The 12,932-nt window shown below is 52.9% G+C and carries 13 protein-coding genes, 1 tRNA gene and 1 rRNA gene; all 15 read right to left on the bottom strand.

The features are described 5' to 3' along the window. Positions 1 to 52: 52 nt before the first annotated feature. The 15 genes from GZ1_RS08585 to ftsH all read right to left on the bottom strand — a co-directional run bounded on the left by GZ1_RS08585 (position 53) and on the right by ftsH (position 12,922). Positions 53 to 128 (bottom strand) — tRNA-Val (locus GZ1_RS08585). 8 nt (positions 129 to 136) lie between these two features. Further along, positions 137 to 253 (bottom strand): 5S ribosomal RNA (gene rrf / locus GZ1_RS08590). Positions 254 to 473: 220 nt separating this feature from the next. Then, positions 474 to 1,958, bottom strand: coding sequence for a lysine--tRNA ligase (gene lysS, locus GZ1_RS08595; RefSeq protein WP_015373717.1), 1,485 nt, complete (start codon positions 1,956 to 1,958; stop codon positions 474 to 476). 329 nt (positions 1,959 to 2,287) lie between these two features. Then, the gene (gene dusB, locus GZ1_RS08600; RefSeq protein WP_011229588.1) at positions 2,288 to 3,289 is read right to left on the bottom strand and encodes a tRNA dihydrouridine synthase DusB; all 1,002 of its coding nucleotides are present in this window, start codon (positions 3,287 to 3,289) and stop codon (positions 2,288 to 2,290) included. 16 nt (positions 3,290 to 3,305) lie between these two features. Continuing rightward, complete coding sequence (locus GZ1_RS08605; protein ID WP_011229587.1) at positions 3,306 to 3,527, bottom strand: helix-turn-helix domain-containing protein; 222 nt, start codon at positions 3,525 to 3,527, stop codon at positions 3,306 to 3,308. Continuing rightward, positions 3,479 to 4,006 carry a 2-amino-4-hydroxy-6-hydroxymethyldihydropteridine diphosphokinase gene (gene folK / locus GZ1_RS08610; RefSeq protein WP_025950929.1) on the bottom strand — a complete coding sequence of 176 codons (528 nt, stop codon included), beginning with the start codon at positions 4,004 to 4,006 and terminating at the stop codon, positions 3,479 to 3,481. Before folK ends, GZ1_RS08605 begins: the two co-directional genes overlap by 49 nt. Then, entirely contained in the window at positions 4,007 to 4,387 is a 381-nt protein-coding gene (gene folB, locus GZ1_RS08615; protein WP_013143971.1) for a dihydroneopterin aldolase, read from the bottom strand. Beyond that, a complete protein-coding gene (folP, locus tag GZ1_RS08620) occupies positions 4,359 to 5,210 on the bottom strand; it encodes a dihydropteroate synthase (RefSeq protein ID WP_015373714.1) in 852 nt (283 codons plus the stop codon). The genes folB and folP overlap by 29 nt, the downstream gene beginning before the upstream one ends. Beyond that, positions 5,210 to 6,085, bottom strand: coding sequence for an aminodeoxychorismate lyase (pabC, locus tag GZ1_RS08625; RefSeq protein WP_060788330.1), 876 nt, complete (start codon positions 6,083 to 6,085; stop codon positions 5,210 to 5,212). The genes folP and pabC overlap by 1 nt, the downstream gene beginning before the upstream one ends. A gap of 5 nt (positions 6,086 to 6,090) precedes the next feature. Further along, positions 6,091 to 6,666 carry an aminodeoxychorismate/anthranilate synthase component II gene (gene pabA, locus GZ1_RS08630; RefSeq protein WP_015373712.1) on the bottom strand — a complete coding sequence of 192 codons (576 nt, stop codon included), beginning with the start codon at positions 6,664 to 6,666 and terminating at the stop codon, positions 6,091 to 6,093. Positions 6,667 to 6,671: 5 nt separating this feature from the next. Further along, a complete protein-coding gene (gene pabB / locus GZ1_RS08635) occupies positions 6,672 to 8,093 on the bottom strand; it encodes an aminodeoxychorismate synthase component I (RefSeq protein WP_015373711.1) in 1,422 nt (473 codons plus the stop codon). Between the two features lie 115 nt (positions 8,094 to 8,208). Then, positions 8,209 to 9,135, bottom strand: coding sequence for a cysteine synthase A (gene cysK, locus GZ1_RS08640; protein ID WP_011229580.1), 927 nt, complete (start codon positions 9,133 to 9,135; stop codon positions 8,209 to 8,211). An 86-nt stretch (positions 9,136 to 9,221) separates the two neighbouring features. Beyond that, on the bottom strand, positions 9,222 to 10,112 hold the full coding sequence (hslO, locus tag GZ1_RS08645) for an Hsp33 family molecular chaperone HslO (protein WP_015373710.1): 891 nt from the start codon (positions 10,110 to 10,112) through the stop codon (positions 9,222 to 9,224). An 8-nt stretch (positions 10,113 to 10,120) separates the two neighbouring features. Continuing rightward, positions 10,121 to 10,897, bottom strand: coding sequence for a type III pantothenate kinase (locus GZ1_RS08650; protein WP_011229578.1), 777 nt, complete (start codon positions 10,895 to 10,897; stop codon positions 10,121 to 10,123). 126 nt (positions 10,898 to 11,023) lie between these two features. Beyond that, positions 11,024 to 12,922, bottom strand: a complete 1,899-nt coding sequence (gene ftsH, locus GZ1_RS08655) for an ATP-dependent zinc metalloprotease FtsH (protein ID WP_011229577.1) — start codon at positions 12,920 to 12,922, stop codon at positions 11,024 to 11,026. Between the last annotated feature and the right edge of the window lie 10 nt (positions 12,923 to 12,932).

Here is a 12,932-nt window from a genome sequence, read left to right on the forward strand (position 1 = left end):
TAGATTCAAAGATGTAATACTCGTCACTGAACTAATGGCTCATAATAGGTGATGGTGGAGGATGACGGGATCGAACCGCCGACCCCTTGCTTGTAAGGCAAGTGCTCTCCCAGCTGAGCTAATCCTCCACGGGATTGCCTAGCGACGACCTACTCTTGCAGGGGCGCTGGCCCCAACTACCATCGGCGCTGGAGGGCTTAACTTCCGTGTTCGGGATGGGAACGGGTGTTTCCCCTCCGCTATCATCACTAGACAATCAACAGACAAGTCATATTATAATTAAATTTATTTATTTGTCAATAGGTCCTTGTTTTTGATTAGTGCTGTCATTTCAACGTGCTATCATAATATAACACGTTGGGAGTGGTTTGTCAACTCGACTTCCTGTGTTTGTTTTTCAACAAAACAACGACGACTATTTTTACATAAATGAAAAGCCCCCTGCTGCTTGTCTTTGCAGGGAGCGATCAAATTTATTTATGACGCATTTGCGGGAAAAGCAACACGTCGCGGATCGACGGCGAGTTCGTCAGCAGCATGACCAGACGGTCGACGCCGATGCCAAGCCCGCCTGTTGGCGGCATGCCGTACTCGAGCGCTTCAAGGAAGTCTTCGTCCATTTCATGTGCTTCATCGTTTCCTTGTTCACGCTCTTTCAGCTGCGCCTCAAAGCGTTGGCGCTGATCGATCGGATCATTCAATTCGGTAAAGGCGTTGGCATGTTCGCGCCCGACGATAAACAGCTCAAATCGGTCGGTAAAACGCGGGTCGTCCGGATTTTTCTTGGCCAACGGTGAAATTTCAACCGGATGGCCATAAATGAACGTCGGCTGAATGAGGTGAGACTCGACTTTTTGTTCAAAAAATTCGTTGACAATATGGCCAAACGTCATATGTGGAGCAACTTCCACTCCATGTTCTTTCGCCAGCTCCCGCGCCTCTTCGTCGCTCATCTGCCGCCAGAAGTCGACGCCGACATATTCCTTGATCGCATCGACCATATGGAGGCGCCGCCACTCGGGCGTTAAGTCGACGACATGCTCGCCGTATTGAATTTTCGTCGTTCCAAGCACTTCAGTGGCAATGTGGGCGATCAAGTTTTCCGTTAGTTCCATGATGTCACGGAAATCGGCGTACGCCTCGTACAATTCGAGCATCGTAAACTCCGGATTATGGCGGGTGGAAATGCCTTCGTTCCGGAAAACGCGGCCGATTTCATACACTTTTTCCAAACCACCGACGATGAGCCGTTTTAAATGGAGCTCGATGGCGATTCGCATATAAAGGGTCATATCCAATGCGTTATGATGCGTAATGAACGGGCGCGCCGCAGCGCCGCCAGCAACGGCGTGCATCATCGGCGTTTCAACTTCCAAATAGCCACGGCTGTCGAGATACCGCCGCATCGATTGGATGATGAAACTGCGGGTGATGAACGTCTTTTTGCTCTCCGGATTCATAATTAAATCGAGATAACGCTGGCGATAGCGTTGCTCTATGTCTTTCAAACCATGGTATTTTTCCGGCAGCGGACGCAACGCTTTCGTCAAAAATTCGTACGACGACACTTTGATGGAAAGTTCACCAACTTTTGTTTTAAACATTGTGCCGCGCACGCCGACGATATCGCCAAGGTCAGAGATTTTAAACAGTTCGTACTGCTGTTCGCCAACATCGTCTTGACGGACGTAAATTTGAATCTGCCCGGTGACATCCTGGATATGGGCGAACCCGGCTTTTCCTTTGCCGCGCTTTGTCATGATGCGGCCGGCGACGGCGACTTCAATTTGCTTTTCTTCAAGTTCCTCTTTCGACAAATCGCCGTACAGTTCGAACAGTTCTTGCGCTTTATGAGTGCGCTCGAACCGTTTGCCAAACGGGTCGACACCCAATTCCTCAATTTTTTTCAGCTTTTCCCTGCGGACGCGCAGTTGGTCGTTCAATTCTTCATGACTCATACCTCATTCACTCCATTTAGCGATTTTTTACGAAAAATACTGCCAGCGCTCGCTGGCAGTCCTCCGCTGCATGAACGTCATCTCCGTTGTGTGAACTACCCACACCTACGCTTCGCTTAGAGGTGGAGGCTTCAAGCGACTTGTGCGTGTTCGCCGAACGGTAAGCCACACACAAGAACCCTTTACGCTTCCCTTCGTTCCGAAGGTGTCCGTTCTAGCCATATTCTATCCTATTCGTTGGCTAACGCCAACCGACATTCATCTCCCACCTACTCACTGGGTTACACCCTTCGCGTTCCTTGAGGTGGGAGACTTCTTTCGGAAATCCGTTAAACGGCTTCGGCGTTCGCCGCTGCTTGGACTTCCGCTTCCTCCGCCACGCGAAGCAACAGTGCGGCCAGTTCGTCCCGCGTTTCACATTCATTGATGGCGTTCCGGATTTTCGCTGCGCCGCGAATGCCTTTTAAATACCAAGCAGCGTGTTTACGCATTTCTTTGACGGCGATATACTCGCCTTTTAAGGCAATTAATCGGTCTAAATGCAGCAGGCAGACATCGATTTTTTCCCTCGGCGTCGGTTCCGGGATGAGCTCTCCAGTTTCTAAATAACGGACAGTGCGATAGATCATCCAAGGGTTTCCAAGCGCCGCCCGTCCGATCATGACGCCGTCGACCCCTGTTTCTTCAAGCATCCGCTTTGCATCTTGCGGCGTTTTGACATCTCCGTTGCCGATAACCGGGATGTTGACGGCTTCTTTCACTTGCTTGATGATGTTCCAGTCCGCTTTTCCTTCATACATTTGCACCCTTGTCCGTCCGTGGACGGCGACGGCCTTCCCGCCGGCGCGCTCAACGGCTTGAGCGTTTTCGACGGCGTAAATGTGCTTTTCATCCCAACCGATCCGCATTTTCACCGTGACCGGTTTTTCAACGGCATCGACGATCGCGGCAACGACATCATAGATTTTATTCGGGTCAAGCAGCCATTTCGCTCCAGCGTCGCAATTCGTAATTTTCGGCACTGGGCAACCCATGTTGATGTCGATGATATCTGCATTCGTATTTTTATCGACAAATTTCGCCGCTTTGACGAGCGTTTCTTTCTCGCCGCCGAAAATTTGCAAGCTGATCGGCTTTTCCCGTTCATCAATATATAACATGTTTAACGTCTTTTCGTTGTTGTATACGATTCCTTTGTCGCTTACCATCTCGGCGCATACAAGCCCGGCGCCGAATTCTTTGACGGTCAGGCGGAACGCGGAGTTGCATACGCCTGCCATCGGAGCGAGCACGACGCGGTTTTTAATTTCGACATCGCCAATGCGAAACATCGCAGATGCCTCCTTTCTACTTGTTCGATTCGAGTTTCGGCGGCGCCAGTTCTTCCACCGATATATTCAGCCGTTCGGCGATTTGTCCAACGAGCGAATCGGACGGCATCCGGTTCCCCCGTTCAATTTCACCAAGGATCGATACGGAAATGCCTAGTTCTTTCGCCAGTCTTTCTTGCGTATATCCTTTCAACTTTCGAAAAGCGCGAATACGTCTTCCCCATCTTTCCGCTTCCATACATGAACTCCTTTTTTGTCAGGTAGTCGGCCAATGATGTCGATTAACGGCTCGGAAAGGTTCGGTATTGCCACGTGGGAGTTGACTTCAAACAACGGGATGAGCACGAACGCCCGCTCCGCCATGCGCGGATGCGGGATCGTCAGCTGCTCTGTTTCAATATTTTCATGATTATACAGCAAAATGTCAAGGTCTAACGTCCGTGGTCCCCAGCGAATTTCCCTTTTTCTTCCAAGACGTCGTTCAATTTGCTGGGTCACGTCAAGCAAGGCAAACGGCGACAACGTCGTCGCCACCTCGATCACCATGTTTAAAAACTTGCCTTGGTTGACATAGCCGACCGGATCGGTTTCATAAATCGATGAGCTCGATGTGATCAAAATTTCCTGATGATGATGAAGCGCTTCAATGGCAGAACGCAAATAGAAAACACGATCTCCGAGGTTGGAGCCTAAAGCGAGATATGCGATGTTTTCCATTTAACGACCCCTATCAATTTCGACTGCGACATGTTGATAATGGCCGCGAATCGGCGGATTCGGCTTCGTCACTTTGACAATGCAGCGCTCGACAACAGGAAAGGCAGCGAGCAAGTCGGCGGCGATCGCTTCAGCGACCGCCTCGATCAAGGCGAACGTCCGCTCCTCAACGATCGCCCGGCAGCGCTCGTACACATCGGCGTAGTTGACGGTATACTCAAGACAATCGCTCCGCCCGGCAGGCTGCAAGTCGAGCTCCAACGTCACATCGACCAAAAATCGCTGGCCGAGGATGTTTTCTTCGCGAAACACCCCGTGGTAGCCGTAAAACTCCATGCCTTGCACATAAATTTTATCGATGACCGCTCTCTCCCTTCCCAAGCATAGCATCCATCATTTTGGCCATGCGGGCAATCGGCAATACATCATGGACTCGGACGATGTGCACCCCTTTCATGATGCCGAGACAAACGGTCGCTCCTGTTCCTTCGACCCGCTCCTCGACAGGCACGCCGAGCACATGGCCGATAAATCGTTTGCGCGACGTGCCAAGCAAAAGCGGATAGCCGAGAGCGGCAAATTCATCAAGGCGCCGCATCACCTCCAAGTTATGCTCGACCGTCTTGGCGAAGCCGATCCCTGGATCTAAAATAATGTTCTCATCTTTCACACCCGCCTCTTTGACAATGCGAATGCTTTCTTTCAAATCGGCGATCATGTCGGAAATCAAATCGCGATAGGCCATATCGCGGCGGTTGTGCATTAAAATGATCGGCGCGCCGTACGTGGCGGCAACACCGGCCATATCAGGGTCCGCCTTGGCTCCCCAAACGTCGTTGATGATGTGCGCCCCGGCTTCCATGGCTTGCCGCGCCACTTCCGCTTTGTACGTGTCAATTGAGATCGGTACACTCACCGCCTTAGCAATCGCTTTTACCGCCGGAATGACGCGGCGCAATTCTTCATCAAGCGGCACTGGATCCGCCCCCGGACGAGTTGATTCACCGCCGATGTCAATGATGTCTGCTCCTTCCGCCACGAGCCGCTTCGCGTGCTTGACCGCGTTTTCCACGTCGTAAAACCGGCCGCCGTCGGAAAACGAATCGGGCGTGACGTTGACAATGCCCATGATCAACGTTTTTTTGTTTAAGTCAAGCTCATGCCCGCGGCATTGAAGCCGAAGAGGGCGCATCGATGTTGTCATCAGTCGTTCATCCTTTCCGCCAATTCGTTCCTCGTCCATAACCGATGGGTCAAGCGTCGGTAATGGTGCTGCAAGGCCCGGACCACCGGACCATTTTTTCCTTGGTAAACGCAATGGCCAATGCGGCAAAGGGGTACAATTTCCTGCACAGAGTTGGTGATAAATGCTTCATCAGCCTGCAACAAATGGGACAGCGGATATACCCCTTCTTCAACTGGGATGCGCAACTGCTTGAGCAAAGCAATGATGAATTGTCTTGTGATGCCGTTTAATATGCCGACAGCCGGCGCTGGCGTGTAGACGATGCCGCCTTTCACCCAAAAAATATTGGAAACGATCCCCTCCGCTACCGCACCATCTGAATTCAAAAAAATTCCTTCCGCATGAGGTCGATGTCCGAGCTCCCATTTCCCAATCATATTGTTTAAATAATGGTGCGACTTTAGTCGCTCATTGCCTTCCGGGCTGTTTCGCCTTGCCGCGAGCACCACCCCTTCTTTTCCTTCCGGAGGGACGGACGGCGGAAGCGGCTTCATATAGACGATGACGGTCGGGTTTCGGTAACGTTCGATCGGCAAGCCGAGATCGCCGACCCCGGCCGATACATTGAAGCGCACATAAGCGTCGCGCAAGCCATTGGCCTCGAGCAACTGCTCGATGATCGCCACCACTTCGGCGCGGCCGAACTGCCTTTCGATGTGAAGCTCAGACAGCCCTTTGTTCAATCGGGCCAAATGATCGTCAAGCAAAAAAGGGTGGCCGCTATACGTGCGGAATGTTTCAAATAAGCCGAGCCCATATAAAAAGCCGTGATCAAACGCTGATAACTGCGCTTCTTCGCGCGGAACGACCGCGCCGTTGATATACACGTACATGACTGTCACGCCTTTTTATACGTGTTGATAAAGTTTTTCAACAGCTGCATCCCATGGCTTGTCATAATCGATTCCGGGTGAAACTGCACGCCTTCCACCGGCAGCGTTTTATGGCGAATCGCCATCACTTCACCCTCTTCCGTCCAAGCCGACACGACGAAACAGTCCGGAAGCGTCTCTTTCTCGACGATAAGGGAATGGTAGCGCGTTGCCGTAAACGGGTTCGGCACGCCGCGGAAAATCGTCTCCCCATCATGGTAGACGGACGATGTTTTCCCGTGCATCAGCCTTGGAGCGCGGACAACGCGGCCGCCGAACGCCTGGGCGATGGCTTGATGTCCGAGGCAGACGCCGAAAATCGGAATTTGGCCGGCAAAGCGATCGATGACTTCCAGGCTGACCCCTGCCTCATTCGGTGTGCATGGACCGGGGGAAATCATAATAAAATCAGGGCGGAGTCGTTCGATTTCAGCCACCGTAATTTCATCATTCCGTTTGACAATCAGCTCTTCTCCCAACACGCCCAAATATTGCACCAAATTGTACGTAAATGAATCGTAGTTATCAATCATGACGATCATCATTCTCACCTCATGCTCGGAAATAATGCCTCTGCTTCGCTCAGCTCTTTCGCTTTCCAAAGGGCAGCCGCTTTCTTTAAACATTCCTTGTACTCATGCTCTGGGTTGGAATCGATGACGATGCCCGCTCCTGCCTGTACATGCGCCAATCCGTCTTTGACGACCATCGTTCGAATGGCGATGTTTAGCTCCATGTTTCCTTGAAAATCGATCCAACCGATCGAGCCCGTGTACAAGCCGCGGCGGACCGGTTCCAACTCTTCAATAATCTCCATTGTTCGCACTTTCGGAGCGCCGGTGATCGTCCCGCCGGGAAACATGGCGCGAATGACGGAAAACGCATCGTGCTCCGTCGTCATGGTGCCAGATACGTGAGAAACGATATGCATCACATGAGAATACTTTTCGACGGTCATCCATTCGTCAACTCGAACCGTCCCGTATGCACAGACGCGCCCAAGGTCATTCCGTTCAAGATCAACGAGCATGGCGTGCTCGGCCCGCTCCTTTTCACTCGCAAGCAACTTGCGAGCAATTTGTTCATCCTCTGCCGCCGTCCGACCGCGCGAACGTGTGCCGGCAATCGGCCGCGTCTCAAGACGCCATCCCCGCTTGCGGACGAGCAACTCCGGCGAGCCGCTGACGACTTGAAATTCCGGGGTATGCAAATACGCCATGTAAGGGGACGGGTTCAGCATCCGCAACTGCTTGTAGACGGCAAATGGATGCGTCACCAGCGGCTGCGACTGACGCACCGATAAGTTGACTTGAAACACATCGCCCGCCGCAATATAGCGTTGCACGCGGCGAACCGCATCCATAAACCTCTCTTTTGTCATGGAAACAGACGGCGCAGCTGTCGAGGCAGCAAGCGGCCAGACCAGCGCTTCATTCCGATCCTCGAGCCACATCCGTGCTTGCCGCGCAAGCCGCCGGTTTGCTTCGCTTTCCTCCCCTTCATTCGCGTAGGCAAGCAAATGAAGCTGTTCAGTTTGGTGATCATAAATCGCTACGTCGTCAAAGAGGAAAAAATACATGAGCGGCAGCCGCAAATCATCTTGCGCGAGCACCGGGAGCCGTTCCAGATAGCGAACCGCATCATAGCTAATGAAACCGATCAGCCCGCCTTGGCAAGGCAACGACTCCCCCTCATCCGGCACGGCGAAACACCGAAGCCATTGCCGGAGCCCTTCGAGCGGCGAGCCATCCAGCACCGTTTCAACCCCGCGCTGCTTGATGATGAGCCGCCGCTCGTCAGCGCGGATCACTCCGATCGGGTCAAGGCCGATCATGCTGTACCTTCCCCCTTGGCCGCTCTCAAGCAACACATGATGAGGCCGGCTATAGGCCAGCTGTTCGTACTGGCGGAACCAATCCCGTCCGCGATAATCGATAGTTCGTTTCAGTCGCCTGCGCCGCTGTTCCATCCTCGTCAGCTCCTTACGATGTCCATAGTTACTTTTATTGTACAATGATTGTCCGTCTGGGTCACCATCCTCGTAAAAAAAATTCGACAGGGTTGCCCCTGCCGAAAAAGTCTGCTTAGTCTTCAAATTGGTAAAGAGGCGTGCTCAAATAACGTTCGCCGTTGCTCGGGATGATGGCGAGCACTTTTTTCCCTTTGCCGAGCTCTTTCGCCACTTTCAATGCCGCATGAATCGCAGCGCCGGACGAAATGCCGCCGAGAATGCCTTCCTCGCGAGCCGCGCGGCGGGCCGCCGCAAACGCTTCTTCCGTCGTTACCGTAATAACCCCATCGTAAATGCTCGTATCCAAAATATCTGGAACAAAGCCAGCGCCGATCCCTTGGATTTTGTGCGGGCCCGGTTTTCCTCCCGACAAGACTGGGGAATCGGCCGGTTCAACGGCGTAAATTTTAATGTTTGGGTAAGCTTCGCGCAACACTTTGCCTGCTCCGGTGATCGTTCCGCCCGTGCCAACGCCGGCAACAAACGCATCAAGCTGGTCGCCCATTTGCTCCACGATCTCTTTCCCGGTCGTCAAGCGATGGATTTCCGGGTTCGCCTCGTTTTTAAATTGCTGTGGCATAAAGTAGCCGTGCTCGCGGACGAGCTCTTCCGCCTTTGCGATTGCTCCGCGCATCCCTTGTGCACCCGGTGTGAGCACAAGCTCGGCTCCATACGCCCGCAGCAGGTTGCGGCGCTCCAAGCTCATCGTATCCGGCATGACTAATACCGCCTTATATCCTTTCGCCGCCGCGACCATCGCCAATCCGATCCCAGTGTTGCCGCTTGTCGGCTCAACGATCGTGTCGCCCGGCTTCAGCTTGCCCGCTTTTTCCGCCGCTTCAATCATCGCCAACGCAATCCGGTCTTTGACGCTGCTGCCCGGGTTCATAAATTCCAGTTTCAAATACACATCCGCGCTGTCTTCATCAACGATGCGGTTCAGTTTCACGGCCGGCGTATCGCCGATCAATTCGGTTATCGAGTTGACTGTGCGTGCCATTGTTCCACCTCTAATCCCCATTAATTTTATCGACTTTGTCTCCAATGTATCAACTATTGGCGTAATTGTCAATCATTTTACTGTTTTCATTCTTTTTTTGCGAGTTGTTTCAACTGTTCCAGCTCCGCTTTGTCGAAATGGTACGTTTCATTGCAAAAATGGCACGAAGCTTCCGCCTGCCCTTCTTTGTCGATGATGTCTTGGATTTCCTCGGGCCCTAGGCTGATAAGGGCATCAGCGATCCGCTCGCGCGAACAGCGGCAGACGAATGACACCGGCATCGTCTCGAGCACACGGACGCCTCCATCTCCCAACAGTTGTTCGAGCAGCTGTTCCGGGCTGAGCCCTCTTTCGATCATGCGCGACACGGGCGGAATTTGTTTCAGCCGCTCTTCAATGCGAGTGATCGTGTTCTCCTCCGTCCCGGGCATCAACTGGATCATAAATCCTCCGGCGGCTCGGATGGTATGGTCGGGATTGACGAGCACCCCGACGCCAACCGATGACGGAATTTGTTCGGACGAAGCAAAATAATACGTAAAATCATCGCCAAGCTCCCCGGAGATAAGCGGCACTTGTCCGGTGAAAAAGTCGCGCAGCCCAAGATCCTTCACAACCGTCAACATCCCATTTTTGCCAACCGCCCGTGCCACATCAAGTTTCCCGTGCTCGTTCAGTTCAAAATGCACATGCGGATTCGTTACATAGCCACGCACTTCCCCTCTGGCGTTGCTGTCGACTAAAATGACGCCGATCGGGCCGCCGCCGTCAATTTTAATCGTCAACGTTTCCTCGCCTTTCAGCATCGCTCCCATCATAACACCGGCGGTCAACGCCCGGCCGAGAGCCGCTGAGGCGGTCGGCCATGTTTGGTGGCGGCGTTGCGCCTCGGCGACAGTTTCCGTCGTTCTTGCGGCATACGCTCTCACTTGTCCATTGTAAGCGAGTGCTTTGACTAAGTAGTCTCCCATCTTCATCAAGCCTTTCATCCTTTTTTCTCGGTGTTTTTCTCGTACAACAATTTTAAGCCAGTCAGCGTCAAAAACGGATCAACGACATCGATGATGTCCGATTCGCTGGCAATGAGCGGAGCCAAACCGCCAGTAGCAATCACCTTCGGCGGGATTTTGCTTTTCGCCTTCATTCGCGACACGATGCCTTCCACTTGTCCGACATAACCGTATAAAATACCGGCTTGCATGGCGCTGACCGTATTTTTGCCGATGATATCATCCGGGCGGGCGATTTCAATGCGCGGCAATTTCGCCGCCCGCGCAAACAGAGCCTCTGTCGAGATCATAATTCCCGGGGCAATGGCCCCTCCCATATATTGTTTATGTTCATTAATATAACAATACGTCGTCGCCGTGCCAAAATCGACGATAATCAGCGGACTGCCGTACAAATGGATGCCGGCGACCGCGTTGACAATCCGGTCGGCGCCCACCTCACGCGGATTGTCATATTTGATGTCGAGCCCGGTTTTAATACCCGGACCGACGATGAGCGGTTTGATATGGAAATATTTTAGACACATGCGTTCAAGAGCAAACATAATCGGCGGCACGACCGAGGAAATGATGATGCCTCGAATGTCGGAAAACTGCAAGCCGACATGGTTCAAGAGCGCTTTGATCATCATGCCGTATTCGTCTTCCGTTTTCGAGCGGCTTGTTTCAATGCGCCAATGATGTTTCAGTTCGTCCCCGTCATACACCCCTAACACCGTGTTTGTATTGCCGACGTCCAATACAAAAATCATCGCTTCATTCCTCGCTTTTCCTCGATAAATTCCCATTCTTTATCATATCATACTTACGGGAAAAAAACTGTCCTTCTTTCCCTGGGCCGCCGGCAAAAAAAAGATGCCTCCGAACAGAGACATCGATTACTCCTCTTTCTTTTGGATGTTGATTTTCACATCGCCGTCGCTTTTGCCGGACTCCTCGCGCCCGTTCCGGTCTTTGGGCAGCGTGCCATGTTCGAACAAATGTTTAATTTGCTCCGCATCGAGCGTCTCGACTTCTAACAGCGTGTTGGCGATCAAATCCAATTTGTCCCGATGTTGGGTCAAAATTTGTTTCGCTTTTTCATAGCACTCTTTAATGATGCGCTGAATCTCTAAGTCAATTTCATAGGCGATTTTGTCGCTGTAGTTTTGCTCGTTGTGTAAGTCACGTCCTAAAAACACTTGCCCGCTCGGTTGGCCGAATTGAAGCGGACCAAGCTTTTCGCTCATGCCAAACTCCGTCACCATCCGGCGCGCGATGTTTGTCGCCCGTTGAAAATCGTTGTGGGCCCCTGTACTCACTTCATTGAACACGATTTCCTCGGCAACGCGCCCGCCGAGCAGTCCGGTGATTTTATCCATCAGTTCGGCTTTCGTCATAAAGTAGCGGTCTTCTTTCGGCAGCATGACCGCATAGCCTCCGGCTTGGCCGCGCGGCACAATCGTCACTTTATGCACCATTTCCGCATCGGCGAGCACCATGCCGATGACCGTATGCCCAGCTTCGTGAAACGCGACGATGCGCCGTTCTTTTTCCGAAATGACGCGGCTTTTTTTCGCCGGTCCGGCAATCACCCGGTCCGTCGCCTCGTCGATGTCGCTCATATCAATTTTCTTTTTGTTGCGGCGCGCTGCAACGAGCGCCGCCTCATTCAGCAAGTTTTCCAAGTCGGCGCCGGAAAATCCAGGCGTCCGCATCGCGATCGTCTTCAAGTCAACCGATTCATCGAGCGGCTTGTTGCGGGCATGCACGCGCAGCACCGCTTCGCGCCCTTTGACGTCCGGGCGGTCGACGGTAATCTGCCGGTCGAAGCGCCCCGGGCGCAACAGCGCCGGGTCTAAAATGTCCGGCCGGTTGGTGGCCGCGATAATAATGATCCCTTCGTTGCCGTTAAAGCCGTCCATTTCGACAAGCAGTTGGTTGAGCGTCTGCTCACGCTCGTCATGGCCGCCGCCAAGGCCGGCGCCGCGCTGGCGGCCGACGGCGTCGATCTCATCAATGAAGATGATGCACGGGGCATTTTTTTTCGCCGTTTCAAACAAGTCGCGCACCCGCGATGCCCCGACCCCGACGAACATTTCCACGAAATCCGACCCGCTGATCGAGAAAAACGGCACGCCCGCTTCTCCGGCAACCGCGCGCGCCAACAGCGTTTTCCCGGTTCCGGGCGGCCCAACGAGCAATACCCCTTTCGGAATGCGGGCGCCAAGTTCCGCAAACTTGCGCGGATCTTTTAAAAACTCGACGATTTCCACCAACTCTTCCTTTTCCTCATCTGCCCCAGCCACATCGCGGAAGCGGACTTTCCGCTTGTCATCCGTATACAGCCGCGCCCGGCTTTTGCCGAAATTCATCACCCGGCTGCCGCCGCCCTGTGCCTGGTTCAAAAGGAAGAAGAACAAAATAAAAATAATCACAAATGGGATGATGGAAGTGAAAAACGTCACCCATCCGCTCGTTTCGTCCGCTGGCACGACTTCCACCCGCGTCCGCGCCGCCGCCGCATCGATGCGGTCAAGCACTTTGTCACTGTTCATGACGTAGGTGGAAAAGTACTGCCCTTCGCTATATGTTTTCAACTGGCCTTTGATTTCATATACGCCGCGCTCCGGCTTAATGGAAAACGACTTGACATCCCCGTTTTCCAGATGAGTGATGAACGCATCGTACGTCATCGGCTCCGTTCGCTGGTTCGTGCCGTTAAAAAAGCTGACGACGCCGATCACGACGAGGAAAATCAGCAAATAAAAGATGGTATTGCGGAAAATCCGGTTCATTTCTTGCCTC

This window comes from Geobacillus zalihae NBRC 101842 (assembly GCF_001544135.1).
Classification (GTDB): domain Bacteria; phylum Bacillota; class Bacilli; order Bacillales; family Anoxybacillaceae; genus Geobacillus; species Geobacillus zalihae.

What these genes read in the sequence shown, in the direction of transcription:
- hslO (WP_015373710.1), bottom strand. Translation starts at nt 10,112, where the DNA reads ATGAAGATGGGAGACTACTTAGTCAAAGCACTCGCTTACAATGGACAA.
- folK (WP_025950929.1), bottom strand. Translation starts at nt 4,006, where the DNA reads ATGGAAAACATCGCATATCTCGCTTTAGGCTCCAACCTCGGAGATCGT.
- dusB (WP_011229588.1), bottom strand. Translation starts at nt 3,289, where the DNA reads ATGTTTCGCATTGGCGATGTCGAAATTAAAAACCGCGTCGTGCTCGCT.
- ftsH (WP_011229577.1), bottom strand. Translation starts at nt 12,922, where the DNA reads ATGAACCGGATTTTCCGCAATACCATCTTTTATTTGCTGATTTTCCTC.
- GZ1_RS08605 (WP_011229587.1), bottom strand. Translation starts at nt 3,527, where the DNA reads ATGGAAGCGGAAAGATGGGGAAGACGTATTCGCGCTTTTCGAAAGTTG.
- pabC (WP_060788330.1), bottom strand. Translation starts at nt 6,085, where the DNA reads ATGTACGTGTATATCAACGGCGCGGTCGTTCCGCGCGAAGAAGCGCAG.
- lysS (WP_015373717.1), bottom strand. Translation starts at nt 1,958, where the DNA reads ATGAGTCATGAAGAATTGAACGACCAACTGCGCGTCCGCAGGGAAAAG.
- folP (WP_015373714.1), bottom strand. Translation starts at nt 5,210, where the DNA reads ATGACAACATCGATGCGCCCTCTTCGGCTTCAATGCCGCGGGCATGAG.
- GZ1_RS08650 (WP_011229578.1), bottom strand. Translation starts at nt 10,897, where the DNA reads ATGATTTTTGTATTGGACGTCGGCAATACAAACACGGTGTTAGGGGTG.
- pabA (WP_015373712.1), bottom strand. Translation starts at nt 6,666, where the DNA reads ATGATCGTCATGATTGATAACTACGATTCATTTACGTACAATTTGGTG.
- pabB (WP_015373711.1), bottom strand. Translation starts at nt 8,093, where the DNA reads ATGGAACAGCGGCGCAGGCGACTGAAACGAACTATCGATTATCGCGGA.
- cysK (WP_011229580.1), bottom strand. Translation starts at nt 9,135, where the DNA reads ATGGCACGCACAGTCAACTCGATAACCGAATTGATCGGCGATACGCCG.